Source organism: Salinibacterium sp. NK8237, from assembly GCF_015864955.1.
In the GTDB taxonomy this organism is placed as follows: Bacteria; Actinomycetota; Actinomycetes; order Actinomycetales; family Microbacteriaceae; genus Rhodoglobus.
The window spans coordinates 174760-192396 of sequence record NZ_JADYWE010000003.1 but is presented as its reverse complement, the minus strand read 5'-3'; the positions used below and the strand labels follow the sequence as shown (position 1 = coordinate 192396).

The window sequence follows — 17637 nt, the reverse complement described above, 5'->3', positions numbered from 1 at the left end:
CAATAGCGCGGTATCCCCCACATAGCGGCACCCCAACGAAGGGCAGACTAGGGTGACTACCCCCTTTCTGGCTGTCTTTTGCTCAAGAAATTCTTCGTGCGCACACTTCCACGTGCCGCTAACGACACAGCGCCCCTTCTCAATGAGAAGAGGCGCTGTGTGATGTACGTCTAGCGGGACTTAGCTTTCGTCAGCGGGAGCCGCTGCTTCTGCGTCAGCCTCGTCGAGAACGGGAGCGAGCGAGAGCTTGCCACGGTCATCGATCTTGGTGATTTCAACCTGAATCTTCTGGCCGACTCCGAGCACGTCTTCGACGTTCTCAACACGCTTGCCACCGGCAAGCTTGCGGACCTCAGAGATGTGCAGCAGTCCATCTTTGCCCGGGGTGAGCGAAACGAAAGCACCAAAGGTAGCGATCTTGACGACCGTACCCAAGAAGCGTTCGCCAACCTCAGGGTTGAGCGGGTTCGCGATGGCGTTAACCGCCGCGCGTGCAGCCTCAGCAGAAGGACCATCGACAGCGCCGATGTAGACCGTTCCGTCATCCTCAATCGAGATGTCGGCTCCGGTGTCATCCTGGATCTGGTTGATGTTCTTGCCCTTAGGGCCAATCAGCTCACCGATCTTGTCGATCGGGATCTGAACCGAGATCACGCGAGGAGCCGTGGGGGCCATCTCGTCGGGAGCATCGATTGCAGCGTTGATCACCGAAAGAATCGCGGTACGCGCTTCCTTAGCCTGCTTGAGTGCACCGTCGAGAACCGACGAAGGCAAACCAGCGAGCTTGGTGTCGAGCTGAATAGCGGTAATGAATTCGCTCGTACCGGCAACCTTGAAGTCCATGTCGCCGAGTGCATCTTCAGCACCGAGGATGTCGGTGAGAGCTGCGTAGCGCGTAACGCCATCAACTTCATCCGAAATCAGGCCCATGGCGATACCGGCAACGGGTGCGCGCAGCGGCACACCAGCGTTGAGCAGCGACAAGGTTGAAGCACAGACGGAACCCATCGACGTCGAACCGTTGGAACCGAGAGCCTCGGAAACCTGGCGGATCGCGTAAGGGAAGTCTTCACGAGCAGGAAGCACCGGTGCGATAGCGCGCTCGGCAAGGAAGCCGTGCCCGATCTCGCGACGCTTCGGGCTACCAACGCGACCGGTCTCACCAGTCGAGTAGGGCGGGAAGTTGTAGTGGTGCATGTAGCGCTTCTTGGTCACTGGTGCCAGTGAGTCAATCTGCTGCTCCATCTTGAGCATGTTCAGCGTGGTGACACCCAGGATCTGAGTCTCGCCGCGCTGGAAGATTGCCGAACCGTGAACGCGAGGAATGACCTCGACCTCAGCATCGAGCGCACGAATGTCGCTCAAGCCACGGCCGTCGATACGGATTCCCTCGGTGAGTACGCGGGCGCGCATAACCTTCTTGCTGACGGCCTTGTACGCTCCGCCAACCATGCCGAGTACGTCTTCGCTGAGTTCTTCAGCGTCAACCTTGGACTGAACCTCAGCCTTGACGCGAGCCTTGAGCTCGTCGTCAGCGGTCTGGCGCTCGATCTTGTCAGCGATCTTGTAGACGTCGCGAAGCTCAGCTTCAGCGATTTCGCTGACCGCGTTGTACGCCTGGTCGGAGTACGGCGGGAAGAGCTTGAACTCGGCAACAGGCTTGGCAGCCTTGTTGGCGACCTCGAGCTGAGCCTTGACGAGCTGCTTGAGGAACGGCTTCGATGCTTCAAGTCCTTGAGCAACAACAGCCTCGTCGGGCTTGGTTGCGCCGGCCTTGATGAGCTCCCAGCTGTTCTCGGTAGCTTCTGCTTCCACCATCATGATGGCGATGTCTTCTTCACCCTGGTCGTTGGTGACCATGCGGCCAGCAACGGTGAGGTCGAAGACAGCGTCAGCAAGCTGGCTGTGCTTCGGGAAGGCAACCCACTGGTCGTTGATCAGAGCCATGCGGATGCCGGCAACGGGACCATAGAACGGCAGACCCGAAATCTGGGTGCTGAGCGATGCAGCGTTGATCGAGAGGGCGTCGTAGAACTCGTCAGGAGCGATGCTCAGAACGGTGATGACGATCTGGACTTCGTTGCGGAGTCCCTCAACGAACGTCGGACGCATCGGACGGTCAATGAGACGGCAGACGAGGATGGCTTCCGTGGATGGGCGACCCTCGCGACGGAAGAAGCTGCCGGGGATCTTGCCCGCTGCGTAGGAACGCTCTTCAACATCCACAGTGAGTGGGAAGAAGTCGAAGCCTTCACGCGGGTGCTTGCCAGCGCTGGTTGCGCTCAAGATCATTGTTTCTTCGTCGAGGTACGCAGCGACGGCACCCTGTGCCTGCTGAGCGAGTCGACCGGTTTCGAAGCGCACGGTGCGCTTGCCGAACTTGCCGTTATCGAGAACGGCTTCGGCGAATGTGATTTCTGGACCCTCCATGCGGGGGTTTCTCCTTTGTTTTACGTCGCGCACCCGTGTGGTGTGCGACTCGTCAAGGAGCAGGAGCGGGCAGAAGGACGCGATGGTTCACGCGCATGCCTAGAGTGGCGGCGCGTGTCTGGCCAACAGTAGAAAGCCTCCGAACAACTCGGAAAATTACCACCGGTGACCAGCTTCTTGCCAGCCTGCTCCGTGCGTTGCCCTCTAACTAACAGGACAACTCCCATAATCGTAGCACCGGGGGCCTGTGAACCCCCAGCGATTGGCGCGCGACACGGACGAGCAGCGCGTTGTCATAGAGGTGGCCTACGCTGATAAGTATGGAACCCACAGAAGAAACACCCTCTGCGAGCGAAGAGAACAAGCGCAGGTTCCGCGAGGCGCTTGACCGCAAGCAGGGCAAGCAGACCGACCGACCGGGACACCTGGATGCTGAATCAGCTATTCAAGGAACCCACGACCGGGCTGACCACAAGCGCGACTTCCGCCGCAAGACCGGGTAGTCACGGCTGCATGACGCGTAGCTCGACAAGCTTCCCTCAGTGAATTCAGTGCTTTTCTCGGTGAGTTCAGTTCTTTTCTCACTGAGCTAAGTTTTTCGAGCTACTTTTTTCTACACGCTGTAGAATTGCGGAATGACCTCATCCAACGGTGATTCAGAACCAGAAGCCAGCTCCGCCGCGGTCTCGCGTGAGAGCGCAACGAGTGCCCCCTCCCCTCGAGATCACAGCGTTCTGCCGCCTCAGGAACCGAAAGTCGCATGGCGGCACGGTCACCCCTATGAGTCCAAAATGTCCCGCCGCGAATACGAGCGCCAGAAACGATTGCTTCAGATCGAACTGCTCAAGCTCCAATCGTGGATCAAGGAGACAGACCGAAAGGTCGTCATCATCTTTGAGGGCCGCGACGCCGCAGGTAAGGGCGGCGCCATCAAACGATTCATGGAGCATTTGAACCCGCGAGGGGCTCGGGTGGTCGCGCTCGAAGTCCCCACCGAACGCGAGCGAAAGCAGTGGTACTTCCAGCGGTACGTGCAGCACCTGCCGACCGGTGGCGAGATAGTGATCTTCGACCGCTCCTGGTACAACCGAGCCGGCGTAGAACGCGTAATGGACTATTGCACGCCGCATGAGCATCTCGAGTTCACCCGCTCGGCACCCGAGTTTGAGCGCATGCTCGTGCAGTCGGGCATCCATTTGGTGAAGTTCTGGTTCTCGGTTGGCCGGGATGAACAACGCGCACGGTTTGCCGCGCGCTCCCACGATGCCGTGCGGCAATGGAAGCTATCGCCAACAGACCTCGCGAGCCTCGACAAATGGGATGACTATACCGAGGCCAAAGAAGCGATGTTCTTCTATACCGATACCCCACAGGCCCCGTGGACCGTCGTTAAATCCAACGACAAGAAGCTCGCTCGCACCGAAGCGATGCGTTGGCTGCTCGCACAATTCGATTACACCACCAAAGACAACGATGTAGTCGGGATTCCTGATCCGAAAGTGATCGGCAGCCCGCGATCAATCTACGACGATGGCGAAGTACTCGGTGGAACATTCCCCACCGTCTAGACCCTCGACAGCGGACTCGGTTTCACCCGCGCCCGCCACCGCTGGATGATTTTTATTGCGCCCCAAAGCTCCCGACGGGGCTGAATCCCTCGGGAAGGGCAAACGGGTCGATCACCCGCGAGGAACGATCGGAAACCGCGGCGAGCGCCGCCAACTCGCCTGCTGCCCGAGAGATTCGTGCGGGAAGGGTGCTCGACGCACTGTCTGAACCACTTCCCCAATCGGCGGATGCCGCATACACGCCCGTCGGCACCGCCACAGCGTGAAGGTAGCTGAACAGCGGTCGCATCGCGTAGTCGATTGCGAGCGAGTGCCGATCGGTGCCACCGGTCGCGCCGAGCAGTATTGGTAGGTCGGTGAGAGATTGCGGGTCGAGCACATCGATGAATGATTTGAACAGCCCGCTATAGCTCGTGGTGAAGATGGGCGTGACGGCGATGAGTCCGTCAGCGCCAGTAACCGCGGCGATGGCTTCGTCGAGCTTGGCGCTCGGGAACCCCGTGAGCAGGTTGTTCGTCACATCGTGCGCAAGGTCGCGCAACTCGACGACGGTCACTTCGGCTTCGATGCCACGTTCCCGCAGGTCGATGACGGTTGCCTCAGTGAGGCGGTCGGCGAGGAGACGGGTTGACGACGGCTGGCTGAGTCCAGCGGCGATGACGGCAATCTTCTTGACGTCGGTCATGGTGTGCTTCTTTCTCTGGATCTGACGGTGAGGGGCGCGGCGGGGCGCGAAACTAGATAGTCGCCGGGGCGTCGGCTGCGGAGGCGGCGAGAGCCGCATCACGCTGAGCGACGAGCGAGGCGTGGGTTGGGGCATCCGGAACTTCGGCAGGACGGTTCGTGGCGAACTCCTTGCGGAGCACCGGCACAACTTCTTCACCGAGAATGTCGAGCTGTTCGAGAACGGTCGTGAGCGGCAAGCCGGCGTGGTCCATGAGGAAGAGCTGACGCTGGTAGTCGCCGAAGTGTTCGCGCATCCCGGCGTACTTGTCGATGACCTCTTGCGGGCTGCCCACAGCCAGGGGCGTCTGGTCAGTGAAGTCCTCCATCGACGGACCGTGGCCATACACGGGAGCGTTGTCGAAGTACGGGCGGAATTCTGCCTTCGCCGCCTGCGAGTTGCTGCGCATAAATGCTTGGCCGCCGAGACCCACGATCGCCTGCGCCGCAGTGCCGTGGCCGTAGTGCTCGAAGCGCTGGCGGTAGTAATTCACGAGCTTCATGTAGTGCTCTTTGGGCCAGAAGATGTTGTTCGCGAAGAAGCCATCGCCGTAGTACGCGGCCTGCTCAGCAATCTCGGGGCTGCGGATCGAGCCGTGCCAGACAAACGGTGGCACGCCATCCAACGGTCGTGGGGTCGACTGGAAACCCTGCAGTGGTGTGCGGAACTTGCCTTCCCAGTTGACGAACTCTTCGCGCCACAGCTTGTGCAACAGCGAATAGTTTTCGATGGCGAGCGGGATGCCCTCGCGAATGTCTTTGCCAAACCACGGGTACACCGGACCGGTGTTACCGCGGCCCATCATGAGATCGGCGCGACCATCGGAGAGGTGTTGAAGCATCGCGTAGTCTTCGGCGATCTTCACGGGGTCGTTGGTCGTGATGAGCGTTGTGCTCGTCGAGAGAATGAGCTTCTCGGTCTGCGCGGCGATGTAGGCCAGCGTGGTCGTGGGGCTTGACGAGAAGAACGGTGGGTTGTGGTGCTCCCCCAGGGCGAAGACATCGAGCCCGACTTCTTCCGCCTTCTTGGCGATCGTGACGATGTCCTTGATGCGTTCGCCTTCGGTGGGCGTGCGGCCGTTTGTCGGGTCAGTCGTGACATCGCTAACGGTGAAAATTCCGAACTGCATGGTGTGCTCCGGTCTCCCAAAATCTGTCTGGATGAATCAGTTATCCGGTTCAACCGTGCTGTTTCCTGATAATTCCAGTGCCAGACCGCCAGATGGCGGGTTGGCGGCGTCGATCTGAGAACCCGTGGCGGTTCTTCGCCCGCACCGCCGCCGCTAGCGTTGAGCTACGCCGTCACAACGAAGTGATGCCGACCAATGGAGGTCACATGAATTCGCACAAAGTTCAGCCCGCTCCGCCGTTCGATACCGAGTTGGCCGCAATTCTCAGCGTCATCAACGAACAGCTTCCGCCCACGATCACGCCAGAGATGATCGAACCGTTTCGGGTTGGTCTCGCCAGCGACGTTCCAGCTCTGCTCGACGGCCGCAGCATCACCCATCGCGAACAGTCCATCCCTGGACCAGACGGGGATCTGATCGTGTCAATCTTCGCGCGCGCCGACCACAGCGTTGCCGGCCCCGGCATTTTCTACACCCACGGCGGTGGCATGGTTATGGGTGATCGCTTCACCGGGATGGCAACAATGCTCGCGTGGGTTGAGGAGTTGGATGCTGTAGTCGTCTCTGTTGAGTACCGCCTCGCTCCCGAGCATCCAGATCCAGCACCTGTCGAAGACTGCTACGCGGGCCTCGTGTGGACGGCAGCCAACGCCGCTGAACTAGGCATCGACCCTGCCAAGTTAGTGATCTCCGGAGGAAGCGCCGGCGGAGGGCTCGCCGCCGGAACTGCCCTTCTGGCGAGAGACCGCGGAGGACCCAAGCTTGCCGCTCAGGTACTGATTTATCCCATGCTCGATGACCGCAACCACACCGTGTCGAGCTATCAAATCGATGGCACAGGAATCTGGGATCGCGGCAGCAACGACACCGGCTGGGATGCGTTGCTCGGCGACCGCCGCAACACCGATCAGGTTTCGATTTATGCGGCGCCTGCTCGGGCAACCGACCTCAGCAATCTGCCTCCCACATTCATCGATGTTGGTACCTCAGAAGTGTTCAGAGACGAGGACGTGGCTTTCGCCTCGGCAATCTGGGCGGCTGGCGGACACTGCGAGCTCCATGTCTGGCCGGGAGGCTTTCACGGTTACGATTCAGTCGCTCCTTTCGCCGCGCTCTCGATCGCCACTCAAGATGCTCGGCTCAGCTGGCTGCGCCGCACGCTCGGCATGTAGAGCGTCAGCCCCAGGTCACGCCGATGTGGTTCGAGTTCTCCCCGCTGCCCCTGCCGCCCACACGCTGGCGGCAATAGAGTAGGGCTCGAACCACAGAGGGCGGAACGAGAATGCAAGAACTAGCAGGGCGACTACAAGCGCTTGATCCTGAAGCAAGCGAAACTCTTCGGGTCATCTCCTACTTCGATGCGCTCACTGCTGGTCATGCCAGCACTGAAGTACTCGTGCGCGGGGCGAGCATGCTTGCTGGATGCCCGGCCGGACTCACCGCGCCAGCGCTCAGCCTTCGCATCGATGCTCGCGGTCGGCGCAGCGCAGACCCGGGCGCTGTCGGATCATGGCCATCACGCCCCGTCACCGGCGGTGGCACCGTATGGATCGAACGCGACGGCAACGTCCACGCAAACGACGACATGATTCTGGAACGCGTCGCGTTGGCGCTCAGCATCCTGTTCGAGCGCACCGGGCCTGCCGATTCTTTCCATAATCCCGTCGAAACGCTCGTCGATGTCGCCGAGAGTGGAGAGAACCGTCAGTTGGCCGCCCAAGCGCTTCACTTGGTTTCCACGACCCGCTACAGAGTGATTGCCCAGCCGGCGAGCGCCGCACACGCTGCTGCCGACCCCTCAGCTGTCATCGCCACTGTCGCTGGCGCTATTCGCGCCGAGATCGTGCTCAGCACGGATGCCGTAGCGGCTCCGCGAGCCGGCATCGGCATCGCTGCCGCACCACACGATCTCGCTCGGTCGTGGTCTTCGGCGCTCACAGCGCTGCGCTTGACCTCCGATCATGAGCCCGTGCTGTGCGGCGACGATCTTGGTTCGCTGTTGTTGCTCGCCGAGATAAGCCCTGCCGGAGCGCCCGAAAACTGCGATCTGCAATCAGTGGGCTTAGTGATTCGTGAGACACCGCGAATCATCACCATGCTCGACACTTTGGCCGCAAGCGAGAGCTTGCGCGCAGCAGCTTCCTCGCTTGGGTTCCACCATTCCACGGTGCAGTCCCGCGCTGAAGAGTTGAGCGGCAAGCTCGGTTTCGACGTGCGCACCTCGCGCGGCCGTACCCGACTGTCTGTCGCTCTCGCCCTGCACCGGCTTGAGACCGCCCACTTCGACTAGCGGGGCGACCGTGCCCTGTGCCTCGGCTGAGCGCGCTATGCCTCTGTCGAAAGCTGACCGCGCACGATGGAGTCGCCGGAGTGCGCCGGGTCTCCGTCGAACTGTTCCTCCGAGATGTCTACGAGGTCGTAACTCGAAATATCGAGGCCGTCGGGAACCGTGAACTGGCCTGACGTGCCCTCCACGATCCCGAGACTCACCAGAGCCGTGGCATCCGTCGTGATGAGCCAGACTTCACGGTAACCACCATCGGTCGTCGGAGCATCAAGATTCACGTCGATGATTCGGGTGCCATCGGGTAGCTCTTCGAGCGTGGCCACACCACTGGAATCTGGCCACGCCGGGAACGCATCGAGAGTCGCACTCGCGAGAATTGTCGGCTGAGAGGATGGCTGGAATGTCGCCCAGATCGCTGATCCTGCTGCCGCCACGAGCGCTACCGCCGCCGCCGCCGCAAGCACACCGATCCACGGCCGGCGTCGACGTCGTTCGGCGAGCGAGTGAACATTCGTGGCCGGGGAGACTTCGGCATCAGCTGGCTCGGGAGCAACATCAGCCGTAGTGGCTAGGTCGTGCCCCGCAGCCACGTCGGGCTCAACAGCCACTTTGGGCTCAACAGCAGAAGGATCGGCCGCGAGCGAAAGCTCGTCGCTGATGCGCTCCCACACGCGCGACGGCGGTTCCACGAGCTCGCCAGCATCGAAGGTCGAGCGACCAACCATGGCAGCACGGGAAAGCACTTCGATCTCGCGGCGGCATTGTTCACACTCGCTGACATGCACACTGTCTTCAGGGAGGGCGACTTGCTCACCGAGGGCGAGCAGCGCAAGGATCTCCGGATCAACGTGTCGCATAGGTCGCCTCCAATCGTGTTCGCATCCGTTGCAGACTGCGCCGGATATGGCTCTTGACCGTGCCGAGAGGTAGTTCGAGACGGTCGGCTATTTGGTTGTGGGTGAGATCGTCGAAAAATGCCAATCTCATGATCGCTTGGGCATCTGGTTCAAGGCGAGAAATCTCATCGGCCACCATCAACGTGTCCGCTAAGTCGAAGTCTTCCACGACTGCGTCCCCTCGGGATGTTGTGGCGGCCAGTTGCTCGTGAAGTCTGCGCACTCGTGCTCGAGCTTCATGAGTATCCGCGATCTTGTTCTTAGTGATCCCAACGAGCCAGGCAGAGAGACTGGAGCGTTCGGGCTTGAAACTTGAGCGTCCCGTCCAAGCAGAGACAAAGACCTTCTGAGTCACATCTTCAGCATCGCCCTGATCGCCGAGCGATCGAACAGCAAGCGTGAAGACAAGTGACGACCAACGGTTGTACACCTCAGCGAGCGCGGATTCGTCGCCGGCGATGAAAGCGCGCGTCATGCGGGCTTCGTCTGCGGCTTCGTCGTCCGTCATGGTTCTCCTGCTGTGAGGGATCATAGCGGGTTTGCGATCGCTATGACGTTGTCAGAATACTGTCGAACATTTTCGTCGAACTGTCCACCACAGGTCAGTAGAACAATTCGCGGAGCCCCGGCACGATCAAACACCTGATCGAGCGGAACCTGCTCTTTTTCAACGCTCTGCACAGACTCGAGAACGTAACGGTGCTCGACACCATCTTCCGTTGTCACAATGATCTCTGCATCCGCTGGCATGTCCTTGAGGGCGGCAAACGGCCCGACGCCCTGAATGAAGTCGTCCACGTGCGCGGTGATCACAGTCGATCCCGTGTCGCTACTGGGGGAAGCGCCGTAGCGGTACCAGCCCGCCACCGTGATGGTTTCGGGGATCTGCATAAACCCGTCATCTTGGACTCCCACCGGGTCGATCTGGATGTCGATCGCCACAGAGGGAATCTGAAGACGAATCGGTGCAGAGACCTGCGCTACCGGCGCAAGTTCGCTCGACTGACGAGGCACATCAACCACCGCGGTTGGCGGCGGAGACGGTACCGCAGTCGGAGCAATCGATTCTGCCGGGGCAGCAGCACAACCAGCAAGGAGAAGCGCCATGACGGTGAGGGCTAGGATTCTCGGGGCCATGACGTTCTCCTTGCTGGGGTGTGTGAGTGCTGGTGTTGCTGGGTCGTGCTGTGGAGGTTGTGCTGGCGACTACTTCGCGGCGCGAGCTGCGGTGAGTCGGGTCGCGGCGAATCCTGCGAGAGCAAGAAGAGCTAGGAGGCCACCGAGGCTGGCGAAGAGGATCCCGTTGTTGTTGTCAGCGACGAGCCCGGCGGTGCCGGCATCCACTCCATCAGGGTTCGAGTGGAGACCATCGATGGTCTGCACAGCAATGTCGAGGTTGTCGTCTTCTGCACTTCCCCAGGCGTACACGATCGTGTTGATGCCCTCGGCGATTTCAACATCTGCCGGGCCGATCACAGGGTCGGTGGTTCCAGTGAGCGCGACCGCGGCGGAAATGGTTCCGACGCCAAGGTCAGCCTTTACTTCGTCGGGGTTGCTGAGGTTTTCGAATGCTGCTGCACCGTCGGCCAACACGTCAACGGAGGGAGCTGCTGCGGTGTGGCGAACCGTGAGTCGGCCTTCACCAGCAGCGATAGTGCTGAGATCGTTCGTGAAGAGGCTCGCCGTTGGGTCACCCGATTCGTCGAGGTGAGCCACTGCGGTGTAGCTCATGTTGCCCTCGAGAGTGAGGTCGATGGGACCGATTGCGGGCGACGAGTCGTCTGCAGCATCCGAAGTGGTGATCGCGACCGTGTACGTGTCGGCCGGAAGGTCGAGGGGGCCAGCAAGATCTCCGGGTTCGAAGTCGTCGAGGGTGAGTTCGCCATTGACATACACGTCGACGGTGAGGCCGGGTACGGCGTGAAGAACGTACAGGTCTGCGGTCGTGTCAGAGATTGCATTGGCGGGAATGGCGACGCCTACGGCGGCAATCGCTCCGGCGGCTACACCGGCAAAAATTTTGTTTCGCACTGTTCTAGTCCTCTCATGGTCTGGCGTAATTCGCCTTACATGGAGTACTTCCGGCTGAACCCCGGTTTTGGATGCAGCAATCTCACAAAAACTTTAACGATTGTTTTCCGAGGCGGTCGTCGCCGACCCCTCGGGGCCCGATTCCGGGCCACCCGACTCCGGACCGGAAGCCACTTTTCGGCGCCAGCCGAGCCACGCCATAACGATGGCTCCCGCTATGAAAGCCCAGAATGCGGAGCTGGAAAATGGGGCTAGTCGCTCGCTGCGCAGGGAGAGTTCTGGGTTAGGCGATGCTTTAGAGCTTGAGTACGATCTTGCCGCGCGAGTGACCCTCGAGAAGCTTCGCGTATGCCTCAGAGACGTGCTCGAAGGGGAAGACAGAGTCGATCGACACCTGCACAGAGCCGTCAGCAACCAGTGCGGCAAGCGCCGCAAGGTCTGCTGGGGTGGCACCGGCTGCACCAATGCCTGACGTACCGTATTCCGAGAGGGCGGCATAGTCGGCGATCGTGTTGATGCGGTTGGCCGGGGCACCGAGCGCAAGCGCAGCATCCACAGTTTCGCGGCCGTTGTTATCGAGGGCGGCAGTGATGCCCTCTGGGCTGATCTCGAGAATGCGTTCGACCATCCCCTCGCCGTACTTCACGGGATGGATGCCGAGCGAGCGCAAGAACTCGTGATTCGATTCGCTAGCGGAGCCAATCACTGTCGCGCCCTTGAGCTTCGCAAGCTGGGCAGCGATGGAACCGACGCCGCCCGCTGCCGCGCTCACCAAGACAGTGTCGGCGGGTGTGAGATCGATCTCCTCGACGCTTGCCCAGGCCGTGCGCCCGACGATGTCGAGACCACCGGCCTGTTCCCAGCTGAGGCCCTCGGGCTTGCGTACGAGCTTCTCAGCCGGCACCACCACATAATCAGCTTGGCCACTAAAGCCCTTGCCACCGAGAACCTCGTCGCCAACAGTCCAACCGTCGACCCCTGCACCAACTTCATCGACAACACCGGCAAAGTCGTTGCCGTTGCCGCTCGGAAATTGCACATCCTGAGGAGCAGCGGTTGCGGCTCCCCTAAACACCTTCGAGTCGAAAGGATTGATGCCGGCGAACTTGACTCGCACGCGCACCTCCCCCGCGCCCGCATGAGGTTCAGTGACTTCGGAAATGGTGAGCACTTCAGGCCCACCGAGCTGGGAGAAAGTAACACGTCGCGACATACTTCGAGCCTAACCGGTGCGTCGCAGTTGCACACCGAGCCAATCAAGCTGGGAGAATGGCGGAGTAAGGCATCACTTGACAACTCTGGATAAGGACCATCATGAGCTCGTCTGACAGCACGACACCTCCCATCGCTTCGATAAACGACCTTCTTCCCGGTTTGCTCCGCGTGCACCGCGGGCAACTCATGGCGGTTGCCGTCATTGGGCTCGTGCTCGGAGTTATCGGTCTGCTGTTCCCCGGCGCAACGCTGCTCACCATCGCGGTGCTCTTCGGTATCTACCTCATTGCCTCCGGCATCTATCGCGTCACGGCCGCGTTCGTCGCCAACAACCTTGATTCCCCCATGCGCTGGACGACCGGCCTCCTGGGACTCCTCGTTGTGATCGCCGGCATCCTGTGCCTCGCGAATCCCTTCCAGTCGCTCGTTGCGCTCGCCCTCGTCATCGGAATCGGCTGGATTCTCGAAGGAATCGTCGACCTCGTCGGAGGTGTACGCGGCACCATCCACCCTCGCTGGTTCGGCTGGGTCAGCGGAATCGTCTCCATGGCGGCTGGAGTCGCCATGTTCGTTCTGCCAGCGGCCGGAGTGTTCTCCCTCGTTGCGATCGGTGCAATTCTGATGATCGCCGTCAGCCTGACCACGCTGCTGACGCTACCTCGCAAGCCCAAGAACGCTACCGATGGCACCAAGGCTGCAACCATCTAGCGAGCACTCTCGATCGACCGAACGGGGTCAGGCCAGCCGCAAGGTTCGCCTGACCCCGTTCTGGTTAACCAACCCGCAGGGTCAGCGCGAGATCGCGGCCTCTCCCGGAAACAACAAAGGCCGCCATCGCATTGCGATGACGGCCTTTGGCAAGTGTGACGAATCGACTAGCGACGCAGTCCCAGCTTCTCGATCAGCGTACGGTAACGCGTGATGTCAACGTTCTGCAGGTAACCCAGCAGACGGCGACGCTGACCAACAAGAAGAAGCAGTCCACGACGTGAGTGGTGGTCGTGCTTGTGCATCTTGAGGTGCTCCGTGAGGTCGAGGATGCGACGAGTCATCATCGCGATCTGGACCTCGGGGGATCCCGTGTCACCTGGGTGGGTTGCGTATTCTTCGATGATCGCCTTCTTGATACTTGCTTCAAGTGCCATAAGGTAATCCCCTCTCTAGTCGTTGCGCGGTGCCCATAGCTGAATGCTTGAGCTCTCTTAATCCGCGGCCGTTGGACGGCAACCTTGAAAGCTTAGCAGAATGGATGCTCCTGCAGCACTATCCCGAGACAAGCACTATCCCTGGACAAGCACTATCCCGAGATGAGCGCGATGATGGCGGGAATCGCAAACGCCAACATCGTAACGGTAGCCGCGAGCGCAACCGCTGCCCCGAGCACAATCCACAACCGGTAGCGTCGGCGGGCAGCATCCACTTCAGTTCGTAATCGCTCGAAACGAGCAGTCAGTCGCACGCTCGAGCTTGTAATGGCCGGGCGCACGTGCCAGCCAGTGAGCCGGCCCGCCACCGGCGCAAGAGCCGCGACCTGAGCGCGGGAGTACACCGCCTCATGGCGGATCAACCAGCCAGCGAGTTCACCAAGAGCAAGCACTGGTACTGGTGCTTTCGCCCGACCACGAATCAGGTCAATTGCACCGGTGAGTGCCACGATCGGCCGCACGGCGACGTCTGCCGCTCCCAACAACGTGAATGCTTCAGACAGCTGATCAGCGCGAGCAGAGGCTTCGCGCACATAGGCCACACGGTGCCCATTCACGAGAATCATCCGGCCAGCATTGACGATCCTGTCTCCCGGATGCCGACGGCTGCATACGAGAAAGGCGCCGGCCGGGCCGAGCACAAGATGGTCGGCGCCGATGCTCTGATCCTGTTCGTCGTCAGCGTGCGCGACCATCCAATCAGATCCCAACGCGGCGAGCGCGACCGCCGACTCAAGCTCGCCAACCCCGTGCGGATACAAATCATTGGCTTCCGGCGACAGCGGGCTCACTCCGCGGAGCGACTGAAACCACGTGCGCGGCTCGTGCTCAGCCTGCGCGCGAAGGCACGCTGACATCCCGAGACCGAAGCCATAGTCGGGCGCTGGGTTCGCCAGAGCGTGGCCATTGTGCGCGCTATCGCTCACCGGATCCCCCCATATCGTCCGCTCAGAGAATATCTCGCCTCCCGCTGTGCCCCAACTCGACGCCTCCCGCTTCGACGCCCTTTAGGCTAAGACCATGAACGTGGCGCCCTTGCTCGATCTACTCCTCGTAGTAGTTCTGCTTGGCTATGTCATCTATGGCCTCACGATCGGGCTCACTCGCGGCATCTTCGTGATTGCCGGTGTTGGCGTTGGCATCTTCTTTGCCACGCTGCTCGCGCCCGCGGCATCCCAACTCACCTCTGTTCCTCAAGTGCGAGTCATCATCGCCGTCTCGGTGGCCGTAGGGCTCATCGCGATGGGACACGCTGTCGGTGTCGCGGCGGGCAAAGCGATCCACGTAGAGATTCGAACCAGCGCACTGCGGGGAGCAAACCGGGCGGTCGGCGGACTCGTGATTGGCGTCGTTGCGGCCCTCGTTATCTCCACAGTGAGTTTTAGCGCCGCCCAACTTGGTGTACCGATACTGTCGCGCACCATTGCCTCGTCAACGGTCATCCGCACAATTCAAGACATCACTCCAGACGTCGTCGAGGCGAGCATCGCGCGCTGGCGTACCGTGCTCACCGAACAGGCTCTGCCTGTGATTGGCACGCCGCTCGGCGACCCCAACGCTCTCATCCCGACAATCGATTCCGACAGTCCAGCCCTCGCGGCTGCTGCCCAATCAGTCGTGCGTATTACGGGAAATGCCTACGCGTGCGGTCAGGGCCAGACTGGAAGCGGATTTGTGATCGCCTCCGAGCGAGTAATGACAAACGCCCATGTGGTCTCTGGAACCACTGGACCAGTCGTCGAAGCCTTAAACGGTCAAGTCCTGCCGAGCAGCATCGTCTATTTCGATTCGGTCAATGACCTCGCGGTGCTCGCTGTCCCTGGCTTGAGCGCCGACCCGTTGCGCCTCGGCGTCACCGCCAGACCGGGGACGAGCACAGCAATTCAGGGGTATCCCTACGGCGGACCGTTTAGCACTCACGCCTCCCTTGTTCAGCAGATCAGCACCTTTGAGAGCCCCGACATCTATGGCGACGGAGGTTCACCTCGCGAGGTTTATACCCTCGCCGGGCAGGTTAATCCCGGAAATTCGGGCGGTCCGCTTCTCACTCTCGACGGAGACGTCGTCGGAGCTATCTTCGGCAGCAGCACCGAACAGGACAACGTCGGATACGCTCTCACGCTGGATGCCGTACAGCCGGTTGCCGAGAATGCAACCAACCTTACGAGCACCGTTTCTACCGGCGCGTGCATCGCTCACTAGCCTCTGAGATCACGCCGCCACGGCTCTTCGGCGACCACCGGCAGCACCGATCCCCCGAACGACAGCGGCACCTAAGAGAGCAACCACAACGCCGATTGCAGCTCCGGCCGAATTCGAAACGATGTCGCGGAGATCGAAAACTCGCGAGGGAATGAATTGCTGGACGATCTCAATCCCCACCGTCAGCACGATGGCAAGCGCGAGAGCAAGCCACCCTCGACGTGAGCCAACCAGCAGCACGAAGAACAATCCCACGGGCACAAATAGCGCGATGTTGGCCAAGAACTCGACGTCGGTGACCGTCAGCGAGCGTGTTGCTGGAAAACGATCCACCAGGTTGGTGAGCTGGTGAAGCAGGCTGTTTCGTGGATTGCCCGAGGTGGAAGTCAGCGTCATGAGAGCCACAACAGCCAGATAAGCAAACGTGAGGAAACTCAGAAGAATGTGACGGCGAGACATCTGTCAATCGTGCGCTATCGCACCGGCATAGCGACTGCTCCACGGGCAACTCTCCGCGGACTCATGACTAATCCATAGCTCAACGAGCCGCCCTCAGCGGTTAGCGTTCGAAGCGCAAGTACTCCGGCTCATCCGGTGTTCCCGGGCACGTGTCGACGGTTGATTCGCCCTCTGCGCTAAACGCGAACCACGACCATTCGTCGCCAAGTTTCTTGCCAATCGAGCGCGGAATCAGAAAACGAACTGTGGAGCCGTCTACTGAGGCGTCATCGGTTTCTAGCTCGTCACGCTCGTCACGGTTCAGCTCGTAGGCTGACACCTCATCGATCTCACCATCGTCGAGCTCGATGATGAATTGGTAGGCGCGGTCGCCATCATCCGGTTCCGCGTAGATTCCGAGCTGAGATGAATCCCGACCGACGGGCGCAGTAAGCGCGATTTCTACCGCGACTTCATCGCGATCCGATTGCAGAATTTGAGCGAACGCGATATCGAGCGACTCGACTTCCTCCGTAAAATCGACACATTCATGGCCGCTCGATTCGCCGACAGGAGCGATCACTGTCGACTCCGGTTCAGGAGAACTCGACTCGAGCGGTGCGACAGATGATGGTGACGCAGCGACCGGAACCGGTGGTGCCTCAGTCGACGAGGCCGCCGCCAGAGTGATCACAACGGTCAGAAAGACCGCAAAGACAAGAAGCACAACAAGCCCAACAACCACCGGCACAACGGCAACGCGTCGGTTCACAGAAGGCTCAGAAGGCTCGGGAGTCACCCAGATACGCTAGCAGTGTTGCGAGAAGCTCTCCGTGCGACAACAAAGCCGACCGCGATCAAAAACTGACCACCGGTATAGAGAGCCATGATGAGGGCATCCGACTGCCACCACACCGCAGCTGGCGCAAAAAGAGCCCACGCCAAAGCGGTATCTGATGTCAAGAATAAAACTGCTCCGGATGCGATCAACCGGTTTGTCGCGAATGCCGACGCTGTGGATGCGGCCAGCACAGCACCGTAGGCGGCAAGAGGCCCAAAAAATGGTCCAAGGTCGGCGCGCAAGACAAGGAGAAGGCCTCCCCACCAGACAACGAGAACTGCAGTCGCCCACGGAACGCGACGAGATCGCACGGCCCTCAAAAACAGGGCAAGGTACACGGCGTGAGCGGCAAGAAAGGCGGCGAGGCCGATGATGAAACTCGAGCTCGCGGCATCCGCCACAAAAATATCGCCAACCCAAGCCAGGGCAAGCGCACCGACAAAGGCATAATCGGGCCACCGCAGCGGGCGCACGCTACCCAGAACGACACCAATAGCGAGTGTCGGCATGAGGAGGAATTTGGTGGGTGTCGCTAGAGCGTCCCAGCCCGCGAGGAGACTCACGACGTGAATGAGCGCCACAGCGACGTAGAAACCACACCACCGGAGATTGATCACGCTCACAGCGTAGGGCGAATAATCTCTTCTGTGAATAATTATCGCGGTTTTATT

General features: G+C 60.4%; 19 protein-coding genes. 6 read left to right on the top strand and 13 right to left on the bottom strand.

Annotation, left to right across the window (positions count from 1 at the left end; genetic code table 11):
• Nucleotides 1–180 precede the first annotated feature (180 nt).
• A complete protein-coding gene (locus I6E56_RS14420) occupies nt 181–2430 on the bottom strand; it encodes a polyribonucleotide nucleotidyltransferase (RefSeq protein WP_197139214.1) in 2250 nt (749 codons plus the stop codon).
• Nucleotides 2431–2750: 320 nt separating this feature from the next.
• Here I6E56_RS14420 and I6E56_RS14415 point away from each other — a divergent pair, with 320 nt between their 5' ends.
• Both I6E56_RS14415 and ppk2 read left to right on the top strand, forming a co-directional pair.
• Nucleotides 2751–2933, top strand: coding sequence for a DUF5302 domain-containing protein (locus I6E56_RS14415; RefSeq protein ID WP_197108771.1), 183 nt, complete (start codon nt 2751–2753; stop codon nt 2931–2933).
• Nucleotides 2934–3065: 132 nt separating this feature from the next.
• Nucleotides 3066–3998, top strand: a complete 933-nt coding sequence (ppk2, locus tag I6E56_RS14410; protein ID WP_197139213.1) for a polyphosphate kinase 2 — start codon at nt 3066–3068, stop codon at nt 3996–3998.
• 52 nt (nt 3999–4050) lie between these two features.
• On the opposite strand, the gene I6E56_RS14405 is transcribed toward ppk2, so the two are convergent.
• Nucleotides 4051–4683, bottom strand: a complete 633-nt coding sequence (locus tag I6E56_RS14405) for an FMN reductase (RefSeq protein WP_197139212.1) — start codon at nt 4681–4683, stop codon at nt 4051–4053.
• A 52-nt stretch (nt 4684–4735) separates the two neighbouring features.
• Nucleotides 4736–5851 carry an LLM class flavin-dependent oxidoreductase gene (locus tag I6E56_RS14400; RefSeq protein WP_197139211.1) on the bottom strand — a complete coding sequence of 372 codons (1116 nt, stop codon included), beginning with the start codon at nt 5849–5851 and terminating at the stop codon, nt 4736–4738.
• Nucleotides 5852–6057: 206 nt separating this feature from the next.
• On the opposite strand from I6E56_RS14400, the gene I6E56_RS14395 reads away from it, so the two are divergent.
• Nucleotides 6058–7023: an alpha/beta hydrolase gene (locus I6E56_RS14395; protein WP_197139210.1), complete on the top strand. Its 966-nt coding sequence runs from the start codon at nt 6058–6060 to the stop codon at nt 7021–7023.
• 110 nt (nt 7024–7133) lie between these two features.
• On the top strand, nt 7134–8141 hold the full coding sequence (locus tag I6E56_RS14390; RefSeq protein ID WP_197139209.1) for a helix-turn-helix domain-containing protein: 1008 nt from the start codon (nt 7134–7136) through the stop codon (nt 8139–8141).
• A 35-nt stretch (nt 8142–8176) separates the two neighbouring features.
• Here I6E56_RS14390 and I6E56_RS14385 read toward each other — a convergent pair whose 3' ends face one another.
• The 5 genes from I6E56_RS14385 to I6E56_RS14365 form a co-directional block, all read right to left on the bottom strand.
• Nucleotides 8177–8995 carry an anti-sigma factor gene (locus I6E56_RS14385; RefSeq protein WP_197139208.1) on the bottom strand — a complete coding sequence of 273 codons (819 nt, stop codon included), beginning with the start codon at nt 8993–8995 and terminating at the stop codon, nt 8177–8179.
• Nucleotides 8982–9542 (bottom strand): RNA polymerase sigma factor, encoded by a 561-nt coding sequence (locus tag I6E56_RS14380; protein WP_197139207.1) that lies wholly within the window; start codon nt 9540–9542, stop codon nt 8982–8984. Before I6E56_RS14380 ends, I6E56_RS14385 begins: the two co-directional genes overlap by 14 nt.
• A gap of 20 nt (nt 9543–9562) precedes the next feature.
• Nucleotides 9563–10171: a class F sortase gene (locus I6E56_RS14375; RefSeq protein ID WP_197139206.1), complete on the bottom strand. Its 609-nt coding sequence runs from the start codon at nt 10169–10171 to the stop codon at nt 9563–9565.
• A gap of 69 nt (nt 10172–10240) precedes the next feature.
• Nucleotides 10241–11065 carry a DUF4397 domain-containing protein gene (locus tag I6E56_RS14370; RefSeq protein WP_197139205.1) on the bottom strand — a complete coding sequence of 275 codons (825 nt, stop codon included), beginning with the start codon at nt 11063–11065 and terminating at the stop codon, nt 10241–10243.
• Between the two features lie 295 nt (nt 11066–11360).
• Nucleotides 11361–12278, bottom strand: a complete 918-nt coding sequence (locus I6E56_RS14365; protein WP_197139204.1) for an NADP-dependent oxidoreductase — start codon at nt 12276–12278, stop codon at nt 11361–11363.
• A gap of 101 nt (nt 12279–12379) precedes the next feature.
• Here I6E56_RS14365 and I6E56_RS14360 point away from each other — a divergent pair, with 101 nt between their 5' ends.
• The gene (locus I6E56_RS14360; protein ID WP_197139203.1) at nt 12380–12988 is read left to right on the top strand and encodes an HdeD family acid-resistance protein; all 609 of its coding nucleotides are present in this window, start codon (nt 12380–12382) and stop codon (nt 12986–12988) included.
• Between the two features lie 167 nt (nt 12989–13155).
• Here I6E56_RS14360 and rpsO read toward each other — a convergent pair whose 3' ends face one another.
• Nucleotides 13156–13425 carry a 30S ribosomal protein S15 gene (gene rpsO, locus I6E56_RS14355; protein ID WP_009771894.1) on the bottom strand — a complete coding sequence of 90 codons (270 nt, stop codon included), beginning with the start codon at nt 13423–13425 and terminating at the stop codon, nt 13156–13158.
• A gap of 152 nt (nt 13426–13577) precedes the next feature.
• A complete protein-coding gene (locus I6E56_RS14350; protein ID WP_197139202.1) occupies nt 13578–14411 on the bottom strand; it encodes a hypothetical protein in 834 nt (277 codons plus the stop codon).
• 94 nt (nt 14412–14505) lie between these two features.
• On the opposite strand from I6E56_RS14350, the gene I6E56_RS14345 reads away from it, so the two are divergent.
• Nucleotides 14506–15687 carry a MarP family serine protease gene (locus I6E56_RS14345; protein WP_197139201.1) on the top strand — a complete coding sequence of 394 codons (1182 nt, stop codon included), beginning with the start codon at nt 14506–14508 and terminating at the stop codon, nt 15685–15687.
• Nucleotides 15688–15696: 9 nt separating this feature from the next.
• On the opposite strand, the gene I6E56_RS14340 is transcribed toward I6E56_RS14345, so the two are convergent.
• The 3 genes from I6E56_RS14340 to I6E56_RS14330 all read right to left on the bottom strand — a co-directional run bounded on the left by I6E56_RS14340 (nt 15697) and on the right by I6E56_RS14330 (nt 17583).
• Complete coding sequence (locus I6E56_RS14340) at nt 15697–16146, bottom strand: VanZ family protein (protein WP_197139200.1); 450 nt, start codon at nt 16144–16146, stop codon at nt 15697–15699.
• A gap of 100 nt (nt 16147–16246) precedes the next feature.
• The gene (locus tag I6E56_RS14335; RefSeq protein ID WP_197139199.1) at nt 16247–16924 is read right to left on the bottom strand and encodes a hypothetical protein; all 678 of its coding nucleotides are present in this window, start codon (nt 16922–16924) and stop codon (nt 16247–16249) included.
• Nucleotides 16921–17583: a lysoplasmalogenase family protein gene (locus tag I6E56_RS14330; protein ID WP_197139198.1), complete on the bottom strand. Its 663-nt coding sequence runs from the start codon at nt 17581–17583 to the stop codon at nt 16921–16923. Before I6E56_RS14330 ends, I6E56_RS14335 begins: the two co-directional genes overlap by 4 nt.
• Between the last annotated feature and the right edge of the window lie 54 nt (nt 17584–17637).

What these genes read in the sequence shown, in the direction of transcription:
- I6E56_RS14420 (WP_197139214.1), bottom strand. Translation starts at nt 2,430, where the DNA reads ATGGAGGGTCCAGAAATCACATTCGCCGAAGCCGTTCTCGATAACGGC.
- I6E56_RS14415 (WP_197108771.1), top strand. Translation starts at nt 2,751, where the DNA reads ATGGAACCCACAGAAGAAACACCCTCTGCGAGCGAAGAGAACAAGCGC.
- ppk2 (WP_197139213.1), top strand. Translation starts at nt 3,066, where the DNA reads ATGACCTCATCCAACGGTGATTCAGAACCAGAAGCCAGCTCCGCCGCG.
- I6E56_RS14405 (WP_197139212.1), bottom strand. Translation starts at nt 4,683, where the DNA reads ATGACCGACGTCAAGAAGATTGCCGTCATCGCCGCTGGACTCAGCCAG.
- I6E56_RS14400 (WP_197139211.1), bottom strand. Translation starts at nt 5,851, where the DNA reads ATGCAGTTCGGAATTTTCACCGTTAGCGATGTCACGACTGACCCGACA.
- I6E56_RS14395 (WP_197139210.1), top strand. Translation starts at nt 6,058, where the DNA reads ATGAATTCGCACAAAGTTCAGCCCGCTCCGCCGTTCGATACCGAGTTG.
- I6E56_RS14390 (WP_197139209.1), top strand. Translation starts at nt 7,134, where the DNA reads ATGCAAGAACTAGCAGGGCGACTACAAGCGCTTGATCCTGAAGCAAGC.
- I6E56_RS14385 (WP_197139208.1), bottom strand. Translation starts at nt 8,995, where the DNA reads ATGCGACACGTTGATCCGGAGATCCTTGCGCTGCTCGCCCTCGGTGAG.
- I6E56_RS14380 (WP_197139207.1), bottom strand. Translation starts at nt 9,542, where the DNA reads ATGACGGACGACGAAGCCGCAGACGAAGCCCGCATGACGCGCGCTTTC.
- I6E56_RS14375 (WP_197139206.1), bottom strand. Translation starts at nt 10,171, where the DNA reads ATGGCCCCGAGAATCCTAGCCCTCACCGTCATGGCGCTTCTCCTTGCT.
- I6E56_RS14365 (WP_197139204.1), bottom strand. Translation starts at nt 12,278, where the DNA reads ATGTCGCGACGTGTTACTTTCTCCCAGCTCGGTGGGCCTGAAGTGCTC.
- I6E56_RS14360 (WP_197139203.1), top strand. Translation starts at nt 12,380, where the DNA reads ATGAGCTCGTCTGACAGCACGACACCTCCCATCGCTTCGATAAACGAC.
- rpsO (WP_009771894.1), bottom strand. Translation starts at nt 13,425, where the DNA reads ATGGCACTTGAAGCAAGTATCAAGAAGGCGATCATCGAAGAATACGCA.
- I6E56_RS14345 (WP_197139201.1), top strand. Translation starts at nt 14,506, where the DNA reads ATGAACGTGGCGCCCTTGCTCGATCTACTCCTCGTAGTAGTTCTGCTT.
- I6E56_RS14340 (WP_197139200.1), bottom strand. Translation starts at nt 16,146, where the DNA reads ATGTCTCGCCGTCACATTCTTCTGAGTTTCCTCACGTTTGCTTATCTG.